Genomic DNA, 26516 nt, shown 5'->3' with positions numbered 1-26516 from the left:
AAAAATATTATCTTAAATTAATTTTTTAGATAATATTAAAAATGGCAAATAGCACAGATAGAAATAGAAATATTTCTCGACTCAACTTCTTAAAAAAAACTGGGATAGTAGCTGCAGGATTAACTTTTGTACCTGGACTTGTAAGTTCTAGGCTTAGAGACAGCTTATTAAGCACAGGTTTGGCCTCTGGAAACATCATCGATTATCAGATTATTGTTCCTGCCCTAATAAGCTCAACAGAGAAACAGGCGGCACAACAGCTTCAAAAATATTTATCAAAATTTGCTGTTAAAAGCATCCCAATTGCTGAAGAAGGCAAAAGCACTGTTAAATATGGTATTTACCTTGGCGAGACTGAATTTGCGAAAGCGAATGATATTAATTTCAACCAACTTCCAGAAGCTGGATTTATTCAGAAAAGCGTTGAAAACAATTTAATTATTGCTGGAGGAGCAAAAAAAGGACTAATCTTTGGCGTTTCTAACTTATTAGAGGAACTTGGTTTTCGCAAATATGCTACTGAGGATGCTGCCAATCCTACAGCTAAATCAATCGAAATTCCAAAAGGTGAAAATAGCTATGAGCCTCTCATAAAATACCGAACCACATCCTATAGTGATATGGCCGATCAGGAATATTCAAATTGGCATAAATTATCGTCAAGGGCAGATTGGGGACTATTCGTTCATACCTTCAATACGCTCGTTCCACAACAAAAATACGCCAAAACAAATCCTGAATATTATTCCTTTATTGATGGGAAACGTCATCCTGGAACACAGCTTTGTTTGTCGAACCCCGAGGTCTTAAAAGTACTTGTTGAAAGCCTAAAAATTAAAATTGATGAAAAACCAAGCGCTACCTATTGGTCTGTAAGTCAGGATGATAACGATAGATACTGCCAATGTGAAGGATGTAAAGCATTGAATGAGAAATATGGAAATGTGCCAAGCGGATCCATTATTTACTTCGTGAATCAAGTTGCTAAAGAGTTTCCCAATAAAATCATTTCTACTTTAGCCTACTGGTACACACGCAAAGCCCCTAAAAACATTGAAATTGAATCGAATGTGAATATTATGCTCTGCAATATTGAGAGCTCTAGGCAGGCACCTGTATTTGTGACTGACCCTGCATTTTCTAATGATTTACGCGATTGGGGAGCATTATCAAAAGATATTTTAATTTGGGATTATAATGTACAGTTCACCAATTATATCTCACCATTCCCAAATCTGTACACCATAAAACCAAATATTAAGTTTTATACGGAAAATCAGGTCCGCGGACTATTCATGCAGGCAAATAATGAGATAGCTGGCGAAATGGCTTTGTTACGTTCCTACCTCATCAGCAAATTAATGTGGAATCCAGATGCGGATGATAAAGTTATCATCAACGAATTCCTTAGCGGATATTTTGGCGCTGCTGCTCCATTTATTGCATCTTACATCGAAAAAATGCAGGAATCCTTGATAAAAAGCGGAATGGTACTTAGCATTTTTGGTGATCCAATCCATGCAAAAAGCGCTTATTTATCGGAAGAAATGATGCTGCAATACAAGCAATTGTTTAATGAGGCCGAAAAAGCAGTCGCAACAAACCCTAAACTATTGCAGCGTGTTAAAACTGCGCGACTCCCAATTCAATATGCAGAAATCCAAATTGGAAGGACCGAAATTGACACCAATAGAGCCATGTTTAGGAAAGCAAGCACTGGTTATTTCCTACCGAAACCTGAAATGAAGGCTCTAGTTAATCGATTTGCTGATGGATGCAAGATAAGCCAAGTGAAGCTCATCAGAGAAAGAGCGGGCACGCCAGAGCATTTTAGGGCATCTTACCTCCGCATTTTCAATAATATGGAAGCTATGCCTACGGTAAAATCCTTCCGTAAGAAGATTATTCCAATTACTAATCCAAACCCTAAATCTAAAAGTGTTGAAAGCCTCACTGATGGTATTTTTGGCTCTTATGAATCCTGGCAAGAAACCGATAAAAATTGGGTTTATTATACCGGTGAGCACATGGATTTTGTACTTGATTTAGGAACTGTAATGCCAATAAAATCAGTAAATATGGATTTCCTAAACCCTCAAGCACAACCCGATTGGCATTTATTCGCCCTTCCAAAAGAAGTGAGTTATTCTATTTCCACAGATGGTGAAAATTATACGGATGTTCAAACAATTGTAAATCCGCATAATCCAAATCCGCATGAAAATCCAGACATCATTAAAGTTTCACTTATGCCTTTTCAGGCGATGTTGAAAGTCGGCACGAAAGCACGTTACATCAAAGTACATGCCGAAAGTCTGCTAAAAACACCCGCTTGGCATATTCGTGCGGGACAAAAACTCTCGATTTACTGCGATCAAATTGTGGTGAAATAAGATTTATGAGAACACAAAAAAGACCGATTGTTTACATGCAATCGGTCTTTTTTTATCTTCAAATATTTTACTTAACAGCCTCCACAGGTTTAAGCTTCATGCCTGCACCAGCCTTCAATAATTCTTGTGTAATGCTACGTGTATAAGTCTTAATTTCTTCTTGAAAATCACTTATAGAAGCTCCAGAACGGATTTCTTCCAATCTCTTTTCCCAATTTCCGGTTAACTCTGCTTGAGCAATTTTATGGTCTTTAACAACTTCGTAAACGGCTAATCCTGTGGGGGTTGGGACTAAATTCTTCTTTTCTCTCGAAATATAATCGCGCTTTAAAAGCGTCTCAATAATGGCCGCACGAGTGGCTGGAGTACCTAAACCACTGTCCTTCATGGCATAACGCAGCTCTTCATCATCAATCTCCTTACCGGCAGTCTCTAAAGCCTTCAAAAGACTAGCTTCATTATAAAGTGGTTTCGGCTTGGTTTGTTTTTCTAAAAGGGCTTTGTCAACAATGGCTAGATCCTCCCCTTCCTTGACTTTTGGCAAAGAAGCATTTTCTTCGTCTTTTTTCTCCTCATCGGGATCATTAAACACCGAACGCCAACCTGCAGAGCTGATTACGGTCCCGCTAGCTACATATTTCGCTCCCGACTCCACCGTAATTTTAGTGATTTCTTTGATACATTCCTGATGAAAAGCCTCTAACATACGCCCTAAAACAAGGTCGAAAATGGCTTGTTTATCTGTTGGGAGATTATAAGGAGTCTCACCTGTAGGTAAAACAGCATGGTGATCAGTCACTTTTTTAACATTCACACTACGCTTATTCAATTTTACACCCATCAAATAAGTGGCTTGCTTGCCAAATACTTCATGATCTTTAAATTTATCAAGCAAAGCAGGAATTCCGGCAAAAACATCATCACCAATGTATCTACTTCCCGTACGGGGATAAGTTATGAGCTTACTTTCATACAAGTTTTGGAGTAAGTTTAAGGTCTGATCGGCAGTAAAACCATGCTTTTTATTAGCCTCCTGCTGCAAACTACTCAAATCATGTAATAATGGAGGTGGCTCCTTGCGTGGTTTAGCCTCTACGGATAAAATATGCGCGCCCAATGGAAAACCAGCCGCTACATCTTTCACCTGATCGAGTAAAACCTGTGCCTCTTCCTTAGTTTTAAAATTTTCAGTTGATATTGCTTTGAAAACCTGTCCCTCTTTATCTACCTGAATACTAACCTGATAAAATAACTGAGGAACAAAATTTCTGTTTTCCAGATAACGAGAGCAAATCATGGCTAAAGTGGGGGTTTGCACCCTACCGAGACTAAGTACTGATCTTGTTCCTGAAGAGATGCTGAGTGCCTGTGTGGCATTCATACCTACGAGCCAATCAGATTGCGAGCGACAATGAGCCGAATTGAATAGAGTGTCATAATCAGTCCCAGGCTTCAAATTCCGGAAACCCTCTTTAATGGCCTCATCAGTCTGGGATGATATCCACAAGCGCTTAAAAGGCTTTTTGCATTTCAAATAATAATAAATATAGCGGAAAATCAGCTCCCCTTCACGTCCCGCATCCGTTGCTACGATAATTTCCGTAGCCTCATCAAATAATGCCTGAATAATATCCAATTGCTTTCGCACACCCGGATCTTCCACTAGTCCGTCCTTAGTTTTTACCTTTCGGATAGAAAGTTTAAACTTTGCTGGTAGCATGGGTAAATTATGCACATTCCAGCCATAAAAACCATATTCTTGAGGAGGTGCGAGTTGCAATAAATGTCCGAAAGCCCAGGTAAACGTAAAACCTTTGCCTTCAATATATCCGTCTTTTTTGCCTGTAGCCCCAAACACTTTGGCAATTTCTCTGGCAACAGAGGGCTTTTCGGCAATAATTACTTTCATTGTAGATTGGGTATTATATTGGGATTTTGAAATATTGTCGAAAGTAAGAAAATTGGGATTGGGAAGCAAGGGAGTTGTCAGTTATCAGTTGTCAGTTGTCAGGATAGAGAGATTAATTACCCGCGGTGACTGAGGTACTCGAAGCCAGGCTCTCGAAGCCCGGTGGCTGAGGCTCTCGAAGCCAAAACATCGAAATAAAAGCCAACAAAGAAAAAATACTTTGTAAAAAAATTATTCCACTCTAAATTTCACCAATTTGGATACACAAATGCCAAATTTTGAAATTACGAAAAAATTACCTATATTAATTCTGCAATTAGGGATATTTGCAATTGAAAGCCTGATTTTTTAACTTAGTGAAAATATACAATAATGACTCAAATTGATTTAATTCGGAATGGTATTATTGACAGGTTATTAGCCATATCTGACAAGGATTATCTTTTGGAATTATTGCATTTACTGGATAGCAATACCTCTCAAAACCAAAAAATTGAATTAACCGAGGAACAAAAATTAATGCTTAAAATGAGTGAGGATGATATTCAAAACGGCCGATTAATTTCACAAATCGATCTTGATAAATCCGATCTTGAATGGCTAAAAGGGAAATAGTTTGGACCTCAACGGCGGCTAAACAGCGTCGTGAAATATTAAAATATTGGACAAAGAAAAACAAAAGTTCAGCATACGCAGAAAAGCTAATAGAAATTACAAAAAAACATACTGACGTAATTTTAAATAATCCCAAAGCATTTAAAGAATCTGAAATTAAAAACATCCATGAATCTGCAATGGGTCATTTCAGTAATTATTACACATTTAACGCCAAACAAATAATTATTATGGCCTTTTGGGATAATCGTCAAGATCCTAAAAAATTAATTAGTCAAATTCTTAAATAACAAGGATAACTAATTATTCATCTTTCCTTTTCTTAATCGTCACAAAGGATTTGTAAATAATGATGAGCATCCAAGCACCTCTAAACCTCTTCTGTTTTTAATTCAATTATTTGTATATGGAAAAGGTGATTATCAAATATAAAGGCATCCATCCAGGATTAATTTTAGAGAGAGAAATAAGAAACGCAATCTCAAAAAAGGTCCTTTTGCGCTTTCTTTACAAGAATATCCTCAAGTATTAAACGATATCACAAAAGGTAAAAGAGGCTTAACACCTTCTTTATCCTTAAAAATTGATTCAGCCCTCGGACTAGAAGAGGGTACTATGTTAATCTTACAGGCTTATTATGAAATAAAAAAAGAGAAGCAGAAAAGAAAAAAAATATCTCCCAATTTAGCCCAAATCCGAAAGACATTGTTTTGGGATACCGATTTCAATTTAATTGATTGGGAAAAGCAATATAAAGCAATAATTGGAAGAGTTTTTGACCGTGGAAATGAATCAGAAAAACAAGAGTTGATTCAGTTTTATGGCGCAAAAAAAATAGAGGAAACACTCTCTGCTAAACAAGGTAATGATTATCGTATTTATAAAAATGACGAATAATGCTTTATTATAACACGGTCAATAATTTTTATAAAATATGTATATTTGTGAATTAAATAATACCATTATGGCTATTGCAATTAAATCAATACCTGTTTTAAAAGATAAGGTAGCAAAAACTTTCACCAAGAAAGTAAGTGTAAATAATGCAAACAAGTCTACGATTGATTTTTCCAAGCAAGCCAGTGTGGCATCAAAAATTCTAGCGAAAGCTAAATTATAATTCAAATTGGGTTTTCTATTAAATAAGTGCACCTTTAAGGTTTACGATAGTAATCTTTTAAAGGCATGCCAACCCTTTGATTGTGATAACTCAGATTTAAACGATTTTTTTCGCAATGATGCTTTAAACTATCATGAGCAGTTATTAGGCAAAACATATTGCTTTACACTTGATAAAAACCCACAAGTAATAGTATGTGCTTTTACTATTTCAAATGATAGCATCAAGACTTTTTTATTACCCAATGCACGTAAACAAAAGGTAATTAAAGAAATCCCTAGAGAAAAGATGATAAAATCCTACCCAGCAGTATTAATCGGGAGATTGGGCGTTAATAAAACTATCGAATTATTGAGGGCGAAAAAGAGCGAACTGGAAAACAGTTAATGGATTTCATCAAATCTTGGTTCATAGATGGAGCAAATAAAACAGGTTGCCGCTTCATTGTAGTTGATTCCTACAACGAATTAGGACCTCTAAAATATTATACAGAAAACGGATTTATTCCTTTATTTAGTTCAGATGAACAAGAGAAAGAATATACTGGCATAAGCCTAGATGCTCATCTCCCTACTAGATTAATGTATTTTGATTTGATTTTACTTAAAAGATAAATCGAGATTTTAAAAAACCTCGGCACTGTCTTTTGTATTCATAACCAGCCCCACTAAGGATTAACAAATAGTGAGGTTCTCCAGACTCCTCTTCCCAGAAAAACATCTCTAAGAATTTAAATTTCCAAATCTGCGATATTCCGCAACATCTGCGGGAGACAAAAAATCATACAACCGGTGGCTGAGGCTCTCGAAGCCCGGTGGCTGAGGTACTCGAAGCCCGGTGGCTGAGGTACTCGAAGCCCGGTGGCTGAGGCTCTCGAAGCCCGGCTCTTGAAGTCATGTTATTTATTTTTACAAACCAGCATCTCCGCAATCAAATAAATCACAGTTCAGACAATTTCTGCGTTTAGGCTTGGAACATCTGATAAATTAATTTTATTTACTCCAAAGCCTAGATACCTGCAAAACACTCAAAAAATTTCTCCCACAAATTACGCAGAATAACGCAGAAAAAACATCTCAAATTGACGCAAGAAAGTCCGTCTTACACAATAATCAAATTAGGAACAATCAAATGCAGCTAAATATTAAAATCAATAAAGCTTTACCTCGATTTTTTTAGCATAGATAAGAACCGTGGGTTTAAAAAATAGAGTCTATAGCGTTTATCGCTCGGATCATCAATTCTTTGGACTGCATCATTGATGTTAAACTTCTGTTTAATTTTTAAGTTCAGTTGATTAATAACATTCATTCTCACCTTCCGCTGACTCTCTAAACTTTTACCATACAAGTCCAATAAATCATTAACTTCATTTCCATTTAAATAAGACCCTGCATCCAACTTAAGAAGAGCTTCAAATAAAACTAGCTCTTGCTGATCCAAAATTACTTGCACTCTCCATCTTCTAACTTTTTTCCAATTAAAATAAATAGATGTAAGAATCAATAATAAAATCAATGAAATACCTGAATAAAGAACATAACTAGGTTTAGAATAAAAATCACCAATCCTTTTTGACTTACTCAATACATCTGAAATTGAGAATTTTTGAATATTTTTTTTGCTATCCCAATAAACAAAAACGGAATCGCCTTTTATAAAAATATGATTTCCCCTCAGTAGAATTTGTTTTATATCTGAATAATAAAAAACTGAATTGGCAGATGGATCGATAATAAATAATTTATCTTGGTCTGCCTGAAGGAAATATTTGCCTGTCCAGAAAATATCGCGATTTGTTTTGTATGGCAGTTTTGAATTTATTTCACCCAACTCCTCCCAAGTGGACGTTTTAAAATCATATTTAAAAAAGGAAGGGTAGAAAAACTTGTCTATGGATACTTCCCTGGCTTCGTCTTCACTAGCTCCAGAATAAAACACATCTTCCTCAGCTTCATAACCTTGGTAGCCTTTCACTATTGTTTTGGGGCCTGTTCCTGAAGTTCTAATCATTTCCCACTCCCCCATTGACTTATCAAAATAGGTTAATTTATTGTGGAAATTCCAAAATCCATAGCCACCGGCACTATACAAAGTATCCTTTCTAATAAATTGAGTCGCGAAGAAATTATATCCACCATAGCTTGTTTTATCGAGACGGCTAAGTGATTTTAACTTTGTATCGTAAATAAATACATTCTGAGTCCCACTCCTTGTAAAAAGTACTTGATTGCCATCTTTCAAATTGAAATAATTATTTTCGTCAGAATCAATTTTCTGCCCAATTGGGGATGCAATAGATGTTTTAATTAAATCTCCAGTAACCCAATTACCACTTGAATCTTCTTTTGTATGGGTATAATCCCTAATATCAATCCGCTCACGTAAAGTGGTTTTAGGGTTCACCCATTCAAAATATTGCTCTTGCGCAAATGAAAAACTAGCCCCAAAAAAAACAATTGCAATTAAAAATATGCCCCCGTAATAATTCATAGATATAAATAAGAACCATGAATCTATAAAATTAAAACAAACGAAAAAAGTTAAACCCGTTCCGATGCGTTACGGAACGTAATTCACGTAATTGTTTGGTGGGGTTTAGGGGGATTGCAAGAAATTTGAATCACAGCTATGAATCATTCTAAACAAATGATTTAATAACAACTTGTATTCTGTTTAAGTACTTTTTAAAGACAATATTCAAATAAAATTATATGATTTATTTTTTCGGACTTCTAATAATTATTGGCCTATTCTTATTTCTAAATTTAAAAAAAAGAGCTAATAGGAATCAATCTGATTACCACAATTTCAAATATGGAGAAGATAACACCTCAATCACTGGAGATAAAGCCTTGGATGAAATTACACAGATGTTGGAGAGAAGACGAGAAGCAGGTAGAATTATATCCCAAAAATTGAATGACATAATTGAATTACTTCAAAGCAGCGATAACCAAAAACAAGAGGAAGGGTTAACTGCAGCAAAAAAAATGGCTGAAGAAGTTTTAACTAAAGAAAATAATGGAATTAAAACTGGAGCTGCTCCTGAAGTGATTACTGCATTGAGTAATCTGTTTCCTGAGTTTTCTCCTAAAAATTAACAATCCAAAAATTAACTTTTATGGTCTTCATCTGGGGAAATCTTTTTCCATTTTAACATTCTTTCAATAAAAAGTGGAGTCCAGATACCACTTAAAAAAACGGGGCAAATTCCGAAAAGCCTAATAAGTAGGAGTAATTTAAAATTCAAAATCATGTACAAATTAACAATTAACGGGTTTTACAAAGGACATTTTAAAACACCAGCAGAAGCTATGGCAGAATTAGACAAGTGGGCGAGACCACACAAAAAAAGTTGGGTAATTACCGATGGCTTCAATAAAGTCTATGCACAGGGTTAATTAGATAGCACTTGGCTTGGTAAAATTCAGGACAACAATTTTCGGCATGGAAGTAATATATTAAATAAAATAATCCATGCCCTAAAGATTTTGATTAAGTACAGAGGCTAAACAGATTGCTGAAAAATTTAGTTCGATCAGTAGAGATTATACAGGTGGGTTTACTTAAACACTTAAATCATCCTTGAGTGAGGAGCTCTACGTTATTAACTACCAATTGCTAATACCGGGAAATTTCCATCATACTGGTTATAGTTAAGTATATCTAAATAGCGTATTTACATCTTCGAAAGAGCTTGGTATTGGCAGTAGTAACGCTGCAATATACCCATCGATAAGTATTTATGGACGCTGTGTTCTTTAAACAAAAAATTAACATTAATAATTATTGATAATTGAAATAATTGGCAATATCGCAATAATTAATACTGAAAGTAATTAAAAATATCAACCAAATAACTTTATTATCAATAATTAAAACTCCTAAGCCTATGAAACTATCAACTATTCCCAAAAAACACCTTTATTCATTCCTGGAATAATAAAGCTTAGAATTATAACTATTAGTAGTTTTTATGAAAGATCCCAATAGCTTAAAAGGATTTGGTATCATTCAATATCACTCTGATCCTATTTCAAATTTCAAAGCATATTCAACAGATAAACAAACAATAAATACTTATTTAATTCATGAGAATAAATCATATTACTTAGAAATCCCATTTGATTTTAAAGAATCTGAATCCAATACGCCTTGGAAATTTGGTCTTGACAAAAATTATAACAATAAACCAACTTTGACAATTCAAGAGATTTACTCTATTAAACAGTTGAAAAACTACTTTAAAATTGAATTTGTCTTCTGTGAAAGCAAAAACCCTGATTTAGACCCATTATGGGCATATCCTAGAAAGTTCACTGCGAAATTTAGATTTAAGGGACAAAAAGCCAATGATTTATTGGAGAATTTGGTTGAAAAATAAGATGATAAATACATAGTTTTTTAAAAAAATACCGTCAATTATATTTATTGATTTTAAGTATTAGGCAAAATATTATCTAAAGGTATCATAAACTGAAATTTTATTTATGTTAATTTATGCTTTAATTTATTGGTCAATAATTTTATTTGCAGGTATAATATTTACCTTTAAGATATTTGAGGATATATTAAATATCGTAATAAAAATATGTAGAAAATGGATTATAACTAGATTACTAATAGTGGTTCCATTGAGGCTAACAATAAATATTTTAACTTCAGCTGGAATTGGAATCATAGTTTTTTTTCATGTATTTTTCTTTGCTTGTATTATCGTATTTATTTATGTGTTTACAATTTGGGATGGTGGCGACACTAGTAATGTTAGCTCAATACTGGCTTATATTTGTTTATTCTCGTTATTAGCCCCTATAGTCTACTCAATTATTAAAACTATATTTGATGAGATACAAGAATACAGAAATAGTAAAGATAATTAGCTTATTACTTTTTAAAAACTGAATCAAAAAGGTTCTGGTATGTTAAATAAACTGTGTCATTGTAATTAATTCCCTTGCCATCCAAGGCAAAAGACGCTCTGCAAATCAATTTATCTCATTAGCCGCTTCTCTATTTATTTTTAATTCTAATATTAATAATTAAATACCAAGTTATTTTTAGATATAATACTTACGTTAGTATTCTCGCCCTTTTCAAAATTTAGATGCTTCCAATCCTGAAACCACTTACCATCTATCCCATTAAGGTAAAAACGTGGTGAACCATTTTTGACTGCATTCCGATTAATAATTACAGGTATTGATTTTACCAAATTTTTATTTTTATAAAAATGAAAAACAGCAGTATCACCATTATCTCCAAAATATTCAGAAAGATTAGAAGGAATATTTAGGAAAGGACTTTCCCAATATGTTTTATTCAAACAATAAGAAAAAGTTTTATTTTTTAAAGTATGTTCTGGTTGATCTTGCGCGGTATAACTTTCTTCTTCCTCTTCCTTCTCTAACTTAACCAATTCTTCCAATTCTTTAACGCTACTGCTTTTGTAATTTTTATTGCCTGCTATATTTATTAATTCAGGATAGCCTTGTTCAGAATTATAGTCAACATAATAACTTATCAACGAATATTCTAAACCAGCAGCCAAATCTAATTCTATACTCTGAACCAGTAAGTTTAATTGATCCGTTAAACAATAAATTTTAACCTGTTTGTTTTGGATTTTCAAATAAGATTTAACCACATTATGCAGGCGGTTATTTACACCATTCCCATTTCCTCTTTGATATCCATACATTCGGTTTTTGAAAGTTTTTCGTGTATGTCCAATATATAACACTTTCCAATCTGAAATATTCTCTGAATCTACTAAGACAAAAGCATATAGAATATTTGTCGCGGCCTCATTTTTGAGAAAATTTATTTTAAATTCAGTTTCAAATGTTATTTGGGCCGATTCTGTAAAACCGAGTTTTATTAGCTGATCCATATTTTTATATATTAATTCAAAATGTTGTTGAAAATAGATTCAATATTTATAATTCAATATTTTAATTGACCAACTCCCTCAAATGTTCATAAATCATCACCATTGCTAAAGTATCTAATTCACAATATTTTAGCAATCCTTTGGTAATTTCGTCTCGTTCTTTGTCACTCATGTCCTGATATTGTAATTTGGCATAAGCAATTAGTGCCGCACCACCGTCTGCAAGATAATCCATTTCAGAAATTGTATCTTCCATATCTATAGACTCCCAATTTTCGAATAAAGGAGGTAGCATTTTATAAGGACTTTCTATTATTCCTCCATCAAACTTTAGCCATACATGATTTGGATCAAAGTTTTTACTAGTCAGTTTAAGATTACCAATGGTCTGACTATACTTATTCTTTAGAGCAGAGCTACTAGTTAAGCAAGCTGGCAACAAATCTTTTATAGAGTTAGACCCTTTAGTAGAAGGATTGTAATAATAATCTTTAATCACTCTATGAAGATCCACCATTGCTCTTTCGCCATTCCATTCTGATGCGCTATTTTTAGATGATACAGTTATTGTCTTGAGAAAACTGATTAGTTCCTCAGCATCGGGCTCACTACTATCCTGCAATTGTTTAATAATAACATTAAGAATGGTATTTTCATGATTGTGAAACCTAAAAATAGTTCCTTTATCATTTTTTAAAGCACTGTATAACGCTCTAGCAAAAATAAAATTAGGGAATTCGCCAGGAGTATTGCTAATGAATTCTGTTTGATGTTCTATGGTACCATCTTCCAAAACAACATGGTGTGAGAATTGAAAGGCCACCTGTTCAAAAGGACTTAAATTCTTCATAAAAGGCAAAGCAGCACCACTAGTTTCAAAATCGATAAAATGAAGAGGAAATTGCCAATTTTTCATCTCATTTTTCAATCCCTCAGCTTCAAAATAAACCGAATTATCTTTCTTAACTGACTTTTGCACCTGCAGCCATTGACGATCAGTACGTGATATTTTACCTGGTTCTGGGCATACGTTTAAATCCTCTGCAGTTAGATCTTCTAAAAACAAATTATCTCTCTTTAAACGACCAGAAGGTCCACTTCTGTAATCCCAGATTTCAAAAATAGTTGGAAGTTTCAAAATAGATTCAGGATATAATTTTGGAACTCTTAAAGCAGTAGCAAAGCATTTTGAAAGAATCTCTTCACCATCTTCAGCTAGTTCAGTTCTAAATTCACAACTTTTACACTTCTTATAAGTTGGATCGGGCGTAGACCATTTATCCTTACCCTTTACATAGTCTCTAAGGTCTCTTGCTTTTGCAAACATCATAGCACCATCAACGCTGTGATAGTGATTACCTACATGAATATCTTCAATAATTTCATCTGGAACTTTTACTTCAATTAAAATCGATTCACCTAAATCTTTTAATTGTTCCACTCGTCTGATTATTCCTGTTCTTGGATTCCCATTAGCAGGGACTCTGAATAATTGATTCATTCCATCAATACTTGCCTTTTTAGTTTTATCAACGAATAGAAATACTGATTCTATCTCATAATCACCACTAGATAAAAACTTTTTAAGCACCCAACTTTGAAAAGCCAAATCCCATAAATTATCCTCCCACTTTGCATTAATCGTTCCAGCAGCAGTTAAAAATTTATCATCAGGGGAGTAAGCCTTAGACTTAACTTCAATGATTTTGATTTTATTACCCCTCTTTTCTAAAATATCTGTTCGGATAAAATATCCATCTACCAAAAATGCAGCCTCAAATAACACTACATTTTCATTTTCTAGTGCTTCCTTAGTTAATTTTGCTGCCTTTTCATATTGACCAGGTTTAGTATCAATAAAAATTCCATCAGGATAATGCATTCTAGCTAATTCTTCTACTTGAAATCCACCCTGTGCTAAAGCTTTTAAAAATGAATTTTCATCATTTTTAATTTCTGATCTCTCTAAAGTAAGTTTTAGTTTTTCTGTGCAAGGTAATCCTTTCATAAAAAAGGATTTAGTTAATGGTGTTTTCATGTGTAAAAATTAGATGTGATTGAACTATAAATGAATTTGTTCAAACCAAATCTAATCGTGTTACTAATTAAATAACAATAAAAGTATGTGAATTACGTTATGGAACGTATTGGAACGTATTGAAAAGATCCTTAAAACAAAAAATATAGCAGTAGCAAAAAAGCAGGATTAGCAAATAAAGGGAGAATCGAGCCACCCCCTTACTTTCAGCCCAATTGTCCTCTTGTTCAACACAAGCGTCACTAAAGATTAACAAATAACGAGGTTCTCCAAACTCCTCTAAATCCCAATTATCCCCAATTTACAAGATATTTCACACTACGCCCTTCGCCTTCTCTGCAAATTGCTCCTATTTCAAACAGATGTTGTAAATCTCGTGTAGCAGTTGCTTTTGAAGTTTTACAAATTAGCATGTATTTTTTTGCAGTCATCCCACCCACAAAACTGTCCTTACCTTTATCTGTCATTTTTTGGATGACTTTGAGCTGTCGATCATTTAATTGATTATTAAAACGATCAAAATATTGCGCTTTTTCTATTACAAATAATACTGTTTCCTTTACCTCTTTTTGTGCATCAATAATAATTTGGAAAAAATAATGTAGCCAATCAGTTACGTCTTGACTTCTTTGACTAAGTTTTAATGTTTGGTAATATTGTTTTTTTGTTTCTTCTATTCTTTTCGATAGACTAATAATTATTGGTTTTTCTAAAGTTTCTGCCAAGGCTTTTTCTGATAACGCTCTACCAATTCTGCCATTTCCATCCTCAAAAGGGTGTAATGTCTCGAAGTATAAATGTGCTAAAGCTGAGCGTAACATAGCTCGACCGATTTGTCCTATTTCATGGTAGGGAAAATTTTGATACCAGCTTTCAAAATCTGTTAATAAATGGGGCAAATCTTTTGATGGTGGAGCTTCAAAATGAACCTCAATTTTCCCTGCACGACCCGAAATGATTTGCATCGGCTCAGTAGAACTTCTCCACTCTCCTTCCCTTACAGTTTTATCTGATTTCATCAGGGTAATATGCCAATCTTTCAACATTTGCAATGTTAAAGGATTTTGATAGTCCTTACGAACCTGTAGCATCAACTCTGAAATAGCCTTGGCTCCTTTATTTTTAGCGGGATTAATAATATTGACTAGCCCCAATTGGGCTTGCAATGAAAACAATACATCTATTCTACTAAAATACTCACCCTCAATTTCAGAAGTTTTTAATGCTTCAGACAAAATAACTTGAAGTAAAATTTCATTTTTATTGGTTTCCGATACATTCACAAATAAGCCATTTAGCTCACCTAAACCGGTAGCAAATTCTTGTATTTTACTAATGAATTCCTCTATCTTAAATTTGAATTCTGGAAACTTACTGTCTTGCCAAAAATATTGCATGAGCCAATTATTTTATTATTCGGCTCAAATATAATAAAATATTGAGCCGATTAAAGATTATAATCGGCTCAACTATCCTTTTGTTCAGCGCCAGCGTCACTAAGGGTTTGCAAATAATTGGAGTCTCCAGACCGCTAAAGTTCTTAGATTTGTTCATGCTTGAAAGTGTCGTAACTTAAAAGTATGAATAAACGGAGTGGTCTAGGCTAAACGTTTATTTTTTATCGGACGCTACTGGAATTAAATATTTTTTTAATTTTCATCACAATTAAAAATTTATAGTATGAAAAAAAAATAAACTATCTCTTAAAAAAATTGAGATTTCTGAATTAAGTCCAAAGAAACAACAATCGATTAATGCCGGTTTTTTGTCAATTGGTCACGAATGTAGTTTGGCTAATACTTGTTGACGACTTATAAGGCAAGGTGATTCTGACGGAGTAGCCCAGTGTTTATATGAACATGGCTGGGCTGAAGAATCTGATCGATTCATTTAATGAAGATCCTTCAAGAATCGAACTAATTAATTTTTTTGCAAATTAGAATTTTAGATCATTGTCAAGAAACTTTCAATTTTAGGTTTCTTAACTTTTAAGATACATTTTTTTTGTATATCTTTATTTAATATTAGTATGCTCTTGTTAATATAGATTTCCGTTTCTAAATGTTCATATTTTCAATACTGAAAATCAAGAAATTTTTTAGCAATTAAAAACTGGGGAGGAAACCGACCTGTTTATTCTTTATTCATAATCTTTAGTAAATGGCTCGTATTTTAAAATTTAACTTTACTATACTTACAGTTGTGTTTTTAACGATATTTAGTTTTGTTTCTAATGCAAATTCGCAAGGTAAATTAATTAAACAAGAAGATTCAGTAATTGTTAATTCCGCTAAAATAGAGGAGATACCAGACTTAATAAATTCTTTGGCCAATCTTTTGCCTCAAAAAAGAATCTACCTAATGAATGAACTTCACTGGGTAAAAATGAACAACCTTATCAGGAATGATTTAGTTAGATCATTACATCAAAAAAAGAAGGTTAACTGCTTTCTGATAGAACTAAATCATTCATTTGCATTCGGAATGAACCTATTTCTTAAATACGGGGATACTAAAATATTGGCAGATTTTGATGGATATGATCAGACAAATATGGTAGATACGGCAAAATTTTATGAAAGAATTAAAAATTTATATCAATATAATATAAAACAGGATAGAAATAATAGAATTCGTTACATAGGTATTGATTTCGAAATAGACAAGAATAGAACCAGGGAGTATGTTGTAGCAATGGAATATTTCATGAGGCTTGGAAAAGATAAACTTCCATTGTCTATTATAGAGATACTTAAAGAGATAAAGCAATCCGATATTGGTAACGTAAAATATCTAATTATGCAGAATGAAAAACTTTTGACGGAGACCCAAAAATATAAAAGTGAGATAGCAAAAGCACTTGGGGATATATTCTTAGATTATATGCTAATTATTAATGCACCAAATAAAATTCCATTTGGAAGAAGAGATGGGGATATGATAAGTACATTAAACTATGCCGTACAAATTTTACAAGAAACAGGAACGGTAAAAGAGCCAATATTTATGGGAAGTTTTGGAAAGGCACATATTTTTCCAGAGGATGGTAATTCCTTTAGCTCCTTAGTGCAGAAGTCAGAGTACTTTAAAAACAATACCTCACTAATTGGGGTACAATACGTGAATTGTCTTTCAAGGTATAAAAATGAAACTCCTAATCCAATCGAGAATGATGGACTTTCCATAAAGAATAAAGCTACCAAGATCGTAGTGGGTTCCTATTTAAAGAGTATATCTGACGAAACAAATATGCCTATCATTCTGTTAAATAATATAAAAAAATCTAATGTGGATTATTTTAGATTTTATGATGCAATATTGATTTACACAGGTGGTTAATGCATTTAATAACTATGAGAGCATTCCAAACATTCTGCTTGCCCCCACTGTAGAGTTAGCCCTTCGCGCCTCTACGGATTCATCAATAACAGGAGTCTCCAGACTCCTCCAAATCCAAATTAAATTCTCATCAATAAAGCATTTTGCTTTTTTTCGTGAGCCCTCCTTGGCTTCTCCACTTTTTTGGCGATGAAATCTCGCCCAAATGGACTAAAAGCAAAAAAGCAAACTCTTTGAGTTTGCTTTTTGTGCGCCCACCTGGGCTCGAACCAGGGACCAAAAGATTATGAGTCTTCTACTCTAACCAACTGAGCTATGGGCGCTCTTCAAATCTTGTTTTAGATTTGAGAATGCAAATTTAGGCAAATTCAATCAAAATGTGAAATTGAATTTGGATATTATTTCATCTGATATTTTTTATCACTCCAGAATTAAATCAAATGAAAAAATATAAAATTAAGCGCTTGATTTACAGAAGGTTTAAACTTGTAAAAAATATCCTGTTCTCGACTAAACAAGCATCCCACAAAAATTAAGCCTTATTTTCTGATACAGAATTCAAGAAAAAATCATCAAATCAATCCCCAAAAAAAAGAAATTGAATATATTGCATCGTTTATGGATACTATAAAAAACATCATTTTCGACTACGGTAACGTTATCTTCACCATAGATTTTAATCGCGCACAGCAAAGTTTCTCCGAATTAGGCATCAAAAACGTAGAATCTTTCTTTGCACATAAAGGTCACAGTCCCATTTTCGATCAATTTGAACAGGGTTTTATCTCCCCTGCCGAATTTAGAGATGGTATTCGCGCCGTAGCTGGTATCCCAAGCCTAACTGATGCAGAAATTGACCATGCCTGGAACTCGCTCCTCATTGGCGTGCCTGAGCCTAATCACGATCTTCTGCTAAAAGCAAAGAAAAAATACAGGACTTTCCTCCTCAGCAATAACAATGAAATACATTATAAATGGATCATAGATTATCTAAAAAGGGAACATAATTTGGAATCTAACGAACATTTTTTTGAGAAAGATTACTATTCGCATCTCATGAAAATGCGTAAACCCAATCCAGAAATATTTGAATTTGTTTTAAAAGAACATCAACTAAACCCCGCCGAAACACTTTTTATTGATGATAGTCCGCAGCACCTAAAAACTGCTGCCACACTCGGTATGCACACGCATTTACTTTTACCTGAAGAGAGTTTAGAAAGCTATTTATATGGCTCTGGACTACTAAGTAATGAAGATTAAAACAGAAGACATGGAAAACAAAAGAATCAGCTCATTAAAAGAATTTTATCCACTTTACCTTCAAGAACATAGCAATTCTATAAGTAGGATTTTACATTTTATTGGCACTTCGCTAGTGCTTCTACTCATTCCCGCTGCGCTACTTTTCCACGATTTAAGACTTTTAATTCTCATCCCTTTTGTGGGATATGGTTTTGCTTGGGTAGGACATTTTTTCTTCGAGAAGAACAAACCCGCAACCTTCAAATACCCTGCTTATAGCCTTGCATCCGACTTTATTTTGTTTTGGGATCTCCTGAGTGGGAAAGAAAAATTCTAAGCTAATCGATTCTAATTCAGTCCCCTACGCTTAAGCTCCACCGCAATTAAACGCAATTCTCTACCCATTTGTCCGGCAACAGATGTATTTTCTTCTGCCCTTCTGAAAAGATAAGGCATCACCGCTTTTACTGGTCCGTAGGGAACATATTTAGCCACATTATAGCCAAATGCAGATAAATTAAAGCTCAAATTATCACTCATACCCAAGAGCTGTGAAAAATAAACATGCTCATGGTTATGAGGAATAGCCTTTTCATCAAGCAATTCGGCCAATAAACGGCAGCTATCTTCATTATGCGTACCCGCAACGAATGAAATCAAGTCAATTTTATCAATGCAAAATTGTAATGCAAGATTATAATCACGATCGCTAGATTCTTTATCTGCTTGAATTGGAGATGGGTAATTCATGCTCAGAGCACGTTTGCGTTCTTTCTCCATGTAGGCACCCCTAACTAACTTAGCGCCCATTAAGAATTTTTCTTGGCTGGCAATTTCCGCATCCGCTTTAAGCGAAGCTAATTTATCATGTCTATATAATTGGTAGGTATTATAAACAATGGCCTTTTTCTGATTGTATTTGCGCATCATCTCTAAAGCCACCGCATCAATTGTATCTTGAATCCAGCTTTCCTCGGCATCAATCATCACTTTTACATCTAAATCGTGTGCTAGCTTACAAATTTGATCTACTCTATTTTTGAATCGCTCAAAGGCTGCACTTTCTTCCGCATCTAAAGTTTGCTTGGCATCCATTTTCTCCAATAATGCAAATTTACCGAGTCCCGTAGCCTTAAAAACAGTCAAAGGAATACGATTATCACCATCCGCATGTTGGATAGTCTTCATAATTTCTTGGCAAGTTGCATCAAAAACGGGCTCATCTTCCTCCCCTTCCACCGAATAATCAAGAATGGAGCCTACACTTCCCTCATGAAGCTGCTTAACTGTACCTTCACATTCATTGATATTCTCACCACCACAAAAATGTTTGAAAATGGTAGCTTTAATTAAAGATTTAATAGGTAAGCCAATATTTAGGGCTAAATTGGTTATCGGCGGACCAATTTTAGTCAAGAAATTGATGCTTATTAATTTAAAAAGCCAATAAGCACGCTTAAGTTCGGCGTCTGTTTTTCCGCCAAAAGCGTTCTCTGTATTATCAAAGGATAGATTTGTAGTCTTCAACTCGATTTTTTGCATGTGCAAAGTTAGAAATATTGAGACATTTACATACGAAAGCTAAAATTTGTAAGTTTGCCCTATGCTAGATTTTACATTAGAAGGAGAATTCATCCACATGATTCAGTTGCTCAAAGCAGCAAACATTGCACAAAGTGGTGGCGAAGCGCAAATGCTGGTTGCGGATGGTGAAGTTAAATACAATGGTGAAGTAGATTTCCGCAAGCGTTTAAAGGTAAAATCTGGGGATACGGTGGAGTGCCGCGGACAAATAATAAAAGTGAAATGAAAGCGATAGAAAGCATCAATTATTCTGTTTTTTTTGAGAACAGTCTCCAAGAATTAAAACATTTTCTTCTCGAAAAAAAATATAGCAAAGTTTTTGTTTTGGTAGATAGCAATACTGAAATCCATTGTTTACCCCTTTTACAGGATGCTTTGGGCGATATTGAATTCGATGTGATTGAAGTTACTCCCGGAGAGGAAAATAAAAATATTGATTTCTGCATTGGGGTTTGGAAAATGTTACTCGACTTTGGTGCCGATAGAAATAGCATATTAATTAACCTTGGCGGAGGAGTAATTACCGATATGGGCGGATTTGCAGCTTCTACTTTTAAGCGCGGAATCGATTTTGTGCAGGTACCTACCACCCTACTTTCGCAAGTAGATGCTTCTATAGGAGGAAAAACGGGCATTGATATGGATAATGTAAAAAATATCATCGGGACTTTCACTCAACCTCAAGCGGTTTTCATCCACAATGCCTTTTTAAGCACGCTAGATCCACGAGAGCTACGTTCTGGCTATGCAGAGGTCATTAAACACGGATTGATCTATGATGCCGATTTGTTTGAAAAATTAAAGTTTATCAAACCCGCCGGACTTAATTCCGATATTATTTACCGCTCTGTTGAGATTAAAAACGAAGTCGTAAAAGCCGATCCTTTTGAAAAGGGAATTCGTAAAATTTTAAATTTTGGGCATACCATTGGTCATGCGGTAGAGAGTTATTCACTTCAGCATGATAAAAAACCTCTTTTACATGGGGAGGCCATTGCTATCGGATTTATCTGTGAAGCCTATCTTTCTGCTAAGAAGAATAAATTATCTAAGGAAGAATTACGTGAGATTATTGAAGCCATTAGATCTGTTTTTCCTGCCTACAAGGTTGCTAAATCAAGCTACAGCGATTTGCTTGAGCTCATGAAGAATGATAAAAAGAATACGGCAGGTAAAATTAGCTTTTCATTATTAAGTAAAATTGGAGCTTGCAATTTTGATAGTTATTGTAGCGAAGAGGAGATTATAGAGAGTTTAGATTTTTATTCTAATTTTAAAAATTAAATTTTGACAGAATTAAATTTTGTATTACATTTGAAAAAACAAGGATGACAAAATTAAACACATATTACTACGCGTATTTTTACTTTAAAAGTAAGAGCGGGGAGAATATGCAATAAATCTTAACATAGAAATTAGCAAAGAGTCCCTGCCCAAAACGCAGGGACTTTTTTATTTAACAACAAAATGCAAAAAAAGAGAGTAGCAATTCAAGGTATACGTGCTTCATTCCATGAGGAGGCAGCATTTAAATTTTTCGGAACAGACATCGAAGCCGTTGAATGCAATTCTTTCAAACAAACCTGCGAAGAACTAAAAAATAAAAAGGCCGATTTTGTGGTTATGGCCATTGAAAACTCTATCGCCGGAAGTTTATTACCCAATTATACGCTTCTCAGGGAATACAATTTTACCATTGTAGGTGAAGTTTATTTAGCCATCCAACTGCATTTGCTTGCCCTACCGGGAGTAAAATTTAAAGATATTAAATACGTGCAATCACATCCTATAGCTATTCGCCAATGCAGTGATTTCTTTGATGAATTTCCTCATTTACAAGTCATTGAAAGTAGTGATACAGCTGCGTGTGCCAAGAAAATCAGAGAAGAAAACTTGACTGACACCGTAGCAATTGCCAATCAATTAGCTGCAAAATTATATGATTTACAAGTGATGGAGCGCAGAATTGAGTCGAACAAGAAAAACTTTACACGCTTTTTAATCCTTGCAGATAAGCCTATTGGAAGCACGGAGTCAAATAAGGCATCACTTAGCTTTCAAGTAGGAAACTCGGTTGGGTCGTTGGCCGAAGTGCTCAATATTTTCTCTGAACACAAAATCAACCTCAGTAAAATCCAGTCGATGCCCGTTTTAGGCAAACGTAATGAGTACAATTTTTACGTTGATATCGAGTGGAAAAACCAATCAGATTATGACCTTGCCATCCGTAAAGTTTTGAAACATACGGTCAACTTTACAATTATGGGAGAGTATCTGAAAAATGACAAAGTCTAACCATTAAAAAAAACAAATAAATTAAAAAATTGAATCTCGGAATTGGAACGAGGAAAATTAAATTATCAAGATGAAATTAAACTTAAAATTACAACCATTAAACACTTGGTTAGACACAAAAAATGAACCTCTATTAATTTCGGGACCATGTAGTGCCGAAACAGAAGATCAATTATTAGCTACAGCTCATTTATTGGCTAAAACTGGCAAAGTATCCGTCCTGAGAGCAGGAATTTGGAAGCCACGTACTCGTCCGGGAGAGTTTGAAGGAATTGGAAGCATCGGTTTAACTTGGTTAAAAAGAGCAAAAGAGGAAACTGGATTGCCTACAGCGGTGGAAGTTGCCAATGCAAAGCACGTAGAAGAAGCTTTAGCTGCCGGCGTTGACATTCTTTGGGTGGGTGCACGCTCTACAGTAAATCCATTTACCGTACAAGAAATTGCGGATGCATTAAAAGGTGTTGATGTTCCAGTATTGGTAAAAAATCCGGTAAATCCTGATATTCAATTATGGATTGGTGCATTGGAGCGTATCAATAATGCAGGAATCACCAAACTTGGAGCTATACACAGAGGTTTTTCATCTTTTGAAAAAACAGCCTTCAGAAATGAACCAATGTGGGAATTAGCTATCCAATTAAAAACGTTAGCTCCTGAACTTCCTATCATCAATGACCCAAGTCACATTTGTGGGAATCGTGAATTGATTCAATATGTAGCTCAAAAAGCACTAGATTTAGACATGCAAGGATTGATGATTGAATCACATTTAGATCCTTCTGTGGCATGGACAGACGCAAAACAACAAGTTACACCTGCTGCTTTATCAGATTTAATGAATATTTTAACTTTACGTAAGCCAGAAATAAAGGATAAAGATTTTACTGATAAATTAGCTGATCTTCGTGAAAATATTGATAAACTTGATGATCAGATCCTCCAAAAACTAGCTGAAAGAATGCAGGTTGTACAAAAAATCGGTGAGTACAAACGCGATAATGGAGTAACCATTCTTCAGGTTAACCGTTGGGATCAAATCATGAATAAACGTAGCAGCTTTGCTAGTGCATTAAAACTCGACCTAAACTTTACTGGTAAATTGTTAGAATTAATTCATAGCGAGTCTATCCGTAAACAAACCGAGATTATGAATGATAAAAAAGGTGCTTAATTAACATGAGTTCTAAAAGCATACTTATTTCAACTAGGCAAAAACAATTGAATTGCACCATCCCTCTTACAGGATCAAAGAGCGAAAGTAACCGAGCTTTGATCATGGAAGCATTGAGCGAAGGTGCAGTTCAAGTATTAAATATTTCTGAAGCTGCCGATACAGTAACATTAAAAAATATCCTTCAATTACCTAATAATCAGGCAAATACTGTTGATGTTGGTCCAGCAGGGACTGCCATGCGCTTTTTAACCGCTTTTTATTCTTTGCAAACTGGGACAATAACGCTTACAGGTTCTGCACGTATGAAGCAACGTCCTATTGGGATTTTGGTTGATGCATTAAAAAGCTTGGGTGCCGACATTCAATACACTGAAAATGAGGGCTTTCCTCCCCTATTGATTAGTGGTCCGCTAAAACAAAAAACCGATCAAGTAAAGATTAAAGGAAATATCAGCAGTCAATATATTTCGGCGCTATTGCTGATTGCCCCTAAATTAGAGCAGGGATTAAAGCTTATTATTGAGGGGGAACTTACATCAAAACCTTATGTTGAAATGACTTTGGCGATGATGGAGCAAGCGGGAATTAGGCACCAATGGATTGATAATGAGATAATTATTGAAAGTCAAGCATTCAAGGAAGCAGAAATTAGTGTCGAACCCGATTGGAGTGCCGCATCCTATTGGTATGCCCTAGCAGCTCTATCTGAAGAAGCGCAAATATTCCTTCCGGGATTAAATGGCTATAGCCTTCAGGGTGATAGTAAAATCACCGAAATTATGGCCAACTTCGGAATCACATCTCAATTTAAAGATGGTGGTGTGCTTTTGATTAAGGAGGCTAAAAAGTTAGAACGTAAAATTTTCGATTTTAAAGAATGTCCAGATTTGGCACAGACTGTAATTGTATGTTGTGCTGCATTAGGACATAATGCTTTATTTACTGGACTAGAGACACTAAAAATAAAGGAGACTGATCGTGTAAATGCCTTACAGACAGAGCTTTCTAAAATAGGAGTACAATTAATTGAGAAAAATCAGACCTATAAATTAGATTGTTCGGGATTAGATTTAAGCAAGAAAATATATGTAAACACCTATGATGATCATCGCATGGCAATGGCATTTGCACCTTTAGCAATGGTATTACCAGAACTAGAAATTGAAGATCATTTAGTAGTTGAAAAATCATATCCAGATTTTTGGAAACATTTGGAGATAGCGGGGATAGGAGTTGGCAGTTAGCTTTGGCAGTTATCGGTTGGAAGTTATCAGTTGTTGGTTATCAGTTGTCAGTTGTCGGTTATCAGTTGTCAGTTGTCAGGCTAACGACATCTATAATTGAAACGAGTTGTCAGTTAATGAATAAACTTATATTGGATGATTGATATTCATTGATGGGCTATTAATTTAGATTTTAATACCATAATCGAATAAATCCCTGAAAAGGAAGGAAAAAGACAAACACAATAATTAAATTATAAATAAATGCATCTTTGCTTATAAAACATTGAACTAATAAAAGCATTAGAAAATAAATTGATAATAAAATTAACATCAGAGAGTTCAATGTCCTATGTTTCTGACAACCGACAACTGACAACTGACAACTAATAAAAAAATGGCAGGCAATTCATTTGGACAACTTTTCCGCATCACCACATTTGGAGAATCACATGGCACCGCTATAGGTGTGATAATTGATGGTTGCCCCTCAAATTTAACGCTTGACCTAGATTTCATTCAATCAGAATTAGATAAACGCAAACCAGGTCAGTCGAAAATTACTACTCAAAGAAAAGAAAGCGATACTGTTCAAATACTTTCTGGAGTTTTTGAAGGGAAAACTACAGGAACCCCTATTGCGATGCTTATTCCGAATGAAGATCAACGTTCAAAGGACTATGCCCACATTAAAGATGCCTACCGTCCTTCGCATGCGGATTACACATATGATGCAAAATATGGTCACCGTGATCATCGAGGTGGTGGAAGATCATCTGCACGCGAAACAGCCGCAAGAGTGGCTGCAGGGGCAGTTGCAAAGCTATTATTGGCACATCATGGAATAGAAATATTTGGTCATGTTTCAGCTGTTGGAACTATCAATGCTCCCCAATTAGCACAAATTTCAATTTCAGAACTGCTTGAAATTCGCGAAAGCAATATTGTACGTTGTGCAGATCCGGCAACGGCAAATCAAATGATCGAACTAATTGATAACATCAGATTGGAGGGTGATACGATTGGAGGTAAGATATCTTGCATCGTTAAAAACTGTCCCGTAGGACTCGGAGAGCCTGTCTTTGATAAGCTTCATGCGGATTTAGGAAAAGCCATGTTGAGCATCAATGCCGTACATGGTTTTGATTATGGATCTGGTTTTGATGGTTCAGAAATGCGAGGATCAGAACATAACGATCTTTTTATTCCGCCAGCAGAAGGCCAAAAAGCTCAAAACTTTAAAACATTAACAAATTTTTCGGGTGGTATTCAAGGTGGTATTTCCAATGGGATGGATATTAGTTTCCGTGTAGCCTTTAAACCGGTTGCAACCATCATGCAAAGTCAGCCAAGCCTTGATTCGGCAGGTAATAGCTCCAATGTGCAAGGCAAAGGCCGCCATGATCCATGTGTGGTTCCACGTGCCGTTGCGATTGTAGAAGCGATGGCTGCCTTGGTATTAGCAGATCATTTGTTGAGGGATAAGGTGGTTAGGGTTTAATTCAATCACCTGCACCTTCTAAAAGTGGCTATGCTCAACGATAAGCATTGCAACAGAGATAAAGACACATTATTTACTAAGGGTGGATAGGCGTACAGTATCCCCCGCGCGCGGGGGAATAAAAGGGGTTGGAAGCTGGTTAGCAGGAATATTAATTATCAATCCTCCCCCTACCCCCTCTAGA

The 26516-nt window shown here is 34.9% G+C and carries 25 protein-coding genes and 1 tRNA gene; 19 read left to right on the top strand and 7 right to left on the bottom strand.

Annotation, left to right across the window (positions count from 1 at the left end):
* Positions 1-41 precede the first annotated feature (41 nt).
* Positions 42-2393 carry a DUF4838 domain-containing protein gene (locus QZ136_RS05265; protein WP_291401112.1) on the top strand — a complete coding sequence of 784 codons (2352 nt, stop codon included), beginning with the start codon at positions 42-44 and terminating at the stop codon, positions 2391-2393.
* Between the two features lie 67 nt (positions 2394-2460).
* Here the strand turns inward: QZ136_RS05265 and topB are convergent, their stop codons facing one another.
* A complete protein-coding gene (gene topB, locus QZ136_RS05260) occupies positions 2461-4302 on the bottom strand; it encodes a DNA topoisomerase III (RefSeq protein WP_291401110.1) in 1842 nt (613 codons plus the stop codon).
* A 372-nt stretch (positions 4303-4674) separates the two neighbouring features.
* Here topB and QZ136_RS05255 point away from each other — a divergent pair, with 372 nt between their 5' ends.
* The 6 genes from QZ136_RS05255 to QZ136_RS05230 all read left to right on the top strand — a co-directional run bounded on the left by QZ136_RS05255 (position 4675) and on the right by QZ136_RS05230 (position 6651).
* Entirely contained in the window at positions 4675-4917 is a 243-nt protein-coding gene (locus tag QZ136_RS05255; RefSeq protein WP_291401107.1) for a hypothetical protein, read from the top strand.
* Positions 4899-5207, top strand: coding sequence for a type II toxin-antitoxin system RelE/ParE family toxin (locus tag QZ136_RS05250; RefSeq protein ID WP_291401105.1), 309 nt, complete (start codon positions 4899-4901; stop codon positions 5205-5207). The genes QZ136_RS05255 and QZ136_RS05250 overlap by 19 nt, the downstream gene beginning before the upstream one ends.
* A 325-nt stretch (positions 5208-5532) precedes the next feature.
* The gene (locus QZ136_RS05245; RefSeq protein WP_291401103.1) at positions 5533-5814 is read left to right on the top strand and encodes a hypothetical protein; all 282 of its coding nucleotides are present in this window, start codon (positions 5533-5535) and stop codon (positions 5812-5814) included.
* 67 nt (positions 5815-5881) lie between these two features.
* The gene (locus QZ136_RS05240; RefSeq protein ID WP_291401101.1) at positions 5882-6037 is read left to right on the top strand and encodes a hypothetical protein; all 156 of its coding nucleotides are present in this window, start codon (positions 5882-5884) and stop codon (positions 6035-6037) included.
* A 6-nt stretch (positions 6038-6043) separates the two neighbouring features.
* Positions 6044-6424 carry a hypothetical protein gene (locus QZ136_RS05235; RefSeq protein ID WP_291401100.1) on the top strand — a complete coding sequence of 127 codons (381 nt, stop codon included), beginning with the start codon at positions 6044-6046 and terminating at the stop codon, positions 6422-6424.
* Positions 6424-6651 (top strand): hypothetical protein, encoded by a 228-nt coding sequence (locus QZ136_RS05230; protein ID WP_291401098.1) that lies wholly within the window; start codon positions 6424-6426, stop codon positions 6649-6651. The genes QZ136_RS05235 and QZ136_RS05230 overlap by 1 nt, the downstream gene beginning before the upstream one ends.
* Before the next feature lie 547 nt (positions 6652-7198).
* Here QZ136_RS05230 and QZ136_RS05225 read toward each other — a convergent pair.
* The gene (locus QZ136_RS05225; RefSeq protein ID WP_291401096.1) at positions 7199-8530 is read right to left on the bottom strand and encodes a hypothetical protein; all 1332 of its coding nucleotides are present in this window, start codon (positions 8528-8530) and stop codon (positions 7199-7201) included.
* 221 nt (positions 8531-8751) lie between these two features.
* Between QZ136_RS05225 and QZ136_RS05220 the strand changes: the two genes are divergently transcribed.
* The 3 genes from QZ136_RS05220 (at position 8752) to QZ136_RS05210 (ending at position 10424) form a co-directional block, all read left to right on the top strand.
* On the top strand, positions 8752-9141 hold the full coding sequence (locus QZ136_RS05220; RefSeq protein ID WP_291401095.1) for a hypothetical protein: 390 nt from the start codon (positions 8752-8754) through the stop codon (positions 9139-9141).
* A gap of 153 nt (positions 9142-9294) precedes the next feature.
* Positions 9295-9441, top strand: a complete 147-nt coding sequence (locus QZ136_RS05215; protein ID WP_291401093.1) for a hypothetical protein — start codon at positions 9295-9297, stop codon at positions 9439-9441.
* 575 nt (positions 9442-10016) lie between these two features.
* Complete coding sequence (locus tag QZ136_RS05210) at positions 10017-10424, top strand: hypothetical protein (protein ID WP_291401090.1); 408 nt, start codon at positions 10017-10019, stop codon at positions 10422-10424.
* A 651-nt stretch (positions 10425-11075) separates the two neighbouring features.
* Here QZ136_RS05210 and QZ136_RS05205 read toward each other — a convergent pair.
* The 3 genes from QZ136_RS05205 to QZ136_RS05195 all read right to left on the bottom strand — a co-directional run bounded on the left by QZ136_RS05205 (position 11076) and on the right by QZ136_RS05195 (position 15368).
* A complete protein-coding gene (locus tag QZ136_RS05205) occupies positions 11076-11933 on the bottom strand; it encodes a hypothetical protein (protein WP_291401089.1) in 858 nt (285 codons plus the stop codon).
* A gap of 61 nt (positions 11934-11994) precedes the next feature.
* The gene (locus QZ136_RS05200; RefSeq protein ID WP_291401086.1) at positions 11995-13971 is read right to left on the bottom strand and encodes a DUF2779 domain-containing protein; all 1977 of its coding nucleotides are present in this window, start codon (positions 13969-13971) and stop codon (positions 11995-11997) included.
* A gap of 290 nt (positions 13972-14261) precedes the next feature.
* Entirely contained in the window at positions 14262-15368 is a 1107-nt protein-coding gene (locus QZ136_RS05195) for a DUF4172 domain-containing protein (protein ID WP_291401084.1), read from the bottom strand.
* Between the two features lie 763 nt (positions 15369-16131).
* Between QZ136_RS05195 and QZ136_RS05190 the strand changes: the two genes are divergently transcribed.
* Positions 16132-17310, top strand: a complete 1179-nt coding sequence (locus QZ136_RS05190; protein WP_291401081.1) for a hypothetical protein — start codon at positions 16132-16134, stop codon at positions 17308-17310.
* Positions 17311-17559: 249 nt separating this feature from the next.
* Here the strand turns inward: QZ136_RS05190 and QZ136_RS05185 are convergent.
* Positions 17560-17633: transfer RNA gene (locus QZ136_RS05185), tRNA-Ile, on the bottom strand.
* 295 nt (positions 17634-17928) lie between these two features.
* Here QZ136_RS05185 and QZ136_RS05180 point away from each other — a divergent pair.
* Both QZ136_RS05180 and QZ136_RS05175 read left to right on the top strand, forming a co-directional pair.
* Positions 17929-18573 carry an HAD family phosphatase gene (locus QZ136_RS05180; protein WP_291401079.1) on the top strand — a complete coding sequence of 215 codons (645 nt, stop codon included), beginning with the start codon at positions 17929-17931 and terminating at the stop codon, positions 18571-18573.
* Positions 18563-18892, top strand: coding sequence for a DUF962 domain-containing protein (locus QZ136_RS05175; protein WP_291401077.1), 330 nt, complete (start codon positions 18563-18565; stop codon positions 18890-18892). The genes QZ136_RS05180 and QZ136_RS05175 overlap by 11 nt, the downstream gene beginning before the upstream one ends.
* 11 nt (positions 18893-18903) lie before the next feature.
* Here the strand turns inward: QZ136_RS05175 and QZ136_RS05170 are convergent, their stop codons facing one another.
* Positions 18904-20097, bottom strand: coding sequence for a proline dehydrogenase family protein (locus QZ136_RS05170; protein ID WP_291401075.1), 1194 nt, complete (start codon positions 20095-20097; stop codon positions 18904-18906).
* 61 nt (positions 20098-20158) lie between these two features.
* Between QZ136_RS05170 and QZ136_RS05165 the strand changes: the two genes are divergently transcribed.
* The 6 genes from QZ136_RS05165 (at position 20159) to aroC (ending at position 26332) form a co-directional block, all read left to right on the top strand.
* Positions 20159-20365, top strand: a complete 207-nt coding sequence (locus QZ136_RS05165) for an RNA-binding S4 domain-containing protein (RefSeq protein WP_291401073.1) — start codon at positions 20159-20161, stop codon at positions 20363-20365.
* Positions 20362-21423, top strand: coding sequence for a 3-dehydroquinate synthase (gene aroB, locus QZ136_RS05160; RefSeq protein ID WP_291401071.1), 1062 nt, complete (start codon positions 20362-20364; stop codon positions 21421-21423). Before QZ136_RS05165 ends, aroB begins: the two co-directional genes overlap by 4 nt.
* A 183-nt stretch (positions 21424-21606) precedes the next feature.
* Complete coding sequence (locus tag QZ136_RS05155) at positions 21607-22434, top strand: prephenate dehydratase (RefSeq protein WP_291401069.1); 828 nt, start codon at positions 21607-21609, stop codon at positions 22432-22434.
* A gap of 70 nt (positions 22435-22504) precedes the next feature.
* The gene (locus QZ136_RS05150) at positions 22505-23605 is read left to right on the top strand and encodes a chorismate mutase (RefSeq protein WP_291401067.1); all 1101 of its coding nucleotides are present in this window, start codon (positions 22505-22507) and stop codon (positions 23603-23605) included.
* Positions 23606-23610: 5 nt separating this feature from the next.
* A complete protein-coding gene (locus tag QZ136_RS05145) occupies positions 23611-24852 on the top strand; it encodes a 3-phosphoshikimate 1-carboxyvinyltransferase (protein WP_291401065.1) in 1242 nt (413 codons plus the stop codon).
* A gap of 376 nt (positions 24853-25228) precedes the next feature.
* A complete protein-coding gene (gene aroC, locus QZ136_RS05140) occupies positions 25229-26332 on the top strand; it encodes a chorismate synthase (RefSeq protein ID WP_291401062.1) in 1104 nt (367 codons plus the stop codon).
* Positions 26333-26516 lie beyond the last annotated feature (184 nt).

Source organism: Daejeonella sp. (assembly GCF_017495225.1).
Classification (GTDB): domain Bacteria; phylum Bacteroidota; class Bacteroidia; order Sphingobacteriales; family Sphingobacteriaceae; genus Daejeonella.
This window is presented reverse-complemented; position numbering and strand designations above follow the sequence as displayed.

Coding starts and splice junctions, on each gene's coding strand:
- QZ136_RS05240 (WP_291401101.1), top strand. CDS start 5,882: ATGGCTATTGCAATTAAATCAATACCTGTTTTAAAAGATAAGGTAGCA.
- QZ136_RS05205 (WP_291401089.1), bottom strand. CDS start 11,933: ATGGATCAGCTAATAAAACTCGGTTTTACAGAATCGGCCCAAATAACA.
- QZ136_RS05210 (WP_291401090.1), top strand. CDS start 10,017: ATGAAAGATCCCAATAGCTTAAAAGGATTTGGTATCATTCAATATCAC.
- QZ136_RS05170 (WP_291401075.1), bottom strand. CDS start 20,097: ATGCAAAAAATCGAGTTGAAGACTACAAATCTATCCTTTGATAATACA.
- QZ136_RS05145 (WP_291401065.1), top strand. CDS start 23,611: ATGAGTTCTAAAAGCATACTTATTTCAACTAGGCAAAAACAATTGAAT.
- topB (WP_291401110.1), bottom strand. CDS start 4,302: ATGAAAGTAATTATTGCCGAAAAGCCCTCTGTTGCCAGAGAAATTGCC.
- QZ136_RS05245 (WP_291401103.1), top strand. CDS start 5,533: ATGTTAATCTTACAGGCTTATTATGAAATAAAAAAAGAGAAGCAGAAA.
- QZ136_RS05255 (WP_291401107.1), top strand. CDS start 4,675: ATGACTCAAATTGATTTAATTCGGAATGGTATTATTGACAGGTTATTA.
- QZ136_RS05150 (WP_291401067.1), top strand. CDS start 22,505: ATGAAATTAAACTTAAAATTACAACCATTAAACACTTGGTTAGACACA.
- QZ136_RS05220 (WP_291401095.1), top strand. CDS start 8,752: ATGATTTATTTTTTCGGACTTCTAATAATTATTGGCCTATTCTTATTT.
- QZ136_RS05200 (WP_291401086.1), bottom strand. CDS start 13,971: ATGAAAACACCATTAACTAAATCCTTTTTTATGAAAGGATTACCTTGC.
- aroB (WP_291401071.1), top strand. CDS start 20,362: ATGAAAGCGATAGAAAGCATCAATTATTCTGTTTTTTTTGAGAACAGT.
- QZ136_RS05225 (WP_291401096.1), bottom strand. CDS start 8,530: ATGAATTATTACGGGGGCATATTTTTAATTGCAATTGTTTTTTTTGGG.
- QZ136_RS05180 (WP_291401079.1), top strand. CDS start 17,929: ATGGATACTATAAAAAACATCATTTTCGACTACGGTAACGTTATCTTC.
- QZ136_RS05265 (WP_291401112.1), top strand. CDS start 42: ATGGCAAATAGCACAGATAGAAATAGAAATATTTCTCGACTCAACTTC.
- QZ136_RS05155 (WP_291401069.1), top strand. CDS start 21,607: ATGCAAAAAAAGAGAGTAGCAATTCAAGGTATACGTGCTTCATTCCAT.
- QZ136_RS05250 (WP_291401105.1), top strand. CDS start 4,899: ATGGCTAAAAGGGAAATAGTTTGGACCTCAACGGCGGCTAAACAGCGT.
- QZ136_RS05195 (WP_291401084.1), bottom strand. CDS start 15,368: ATGCAATATTTTTGGCAAGACAGTAAGTTTCCAGAATTCAAATTTAAG.
- QZ136_RS05165 (WP_291401073.1), top strand. CDS start 20,159: ATGCTAGATTTTACATTAGAAGGAGAATTCATCCACATGATTCAGTTG.
- QZ136_RS05215 (WP_291401093.1), top strand. CDS start 9,295: ATGTACAAATTAACAATTAACGGGTTTTACAAAGGACATTTTAAAACA.
- QZ136_RS05175 (WP_291401077.1), top strand. CDS start 18,563: ATGAAGATTAAAACAGAAGACATGGAAAACAAAAGAATCAGCTCATTA.
- QZ136_RS05230 (WP_291401098.1), top strand. CDS start 6,424: ATGGATTTCATCAAATCTTGGTTCATAGATGGAGCAAATAAAACAGGT.
- QZ136_RS05190 (WP_291401081.1), top strand. CDS start 16,132: ATGGCTCGTATTTTAAAATTTAACTTTACTATACTTACAGTTGTGTTT.
- aroC (WP_291401062.1), top strand. CDS start 25,229: ATGGCAGGCAATTCATTTGGACAACTTTTCCGCATCACCACATTTGGA.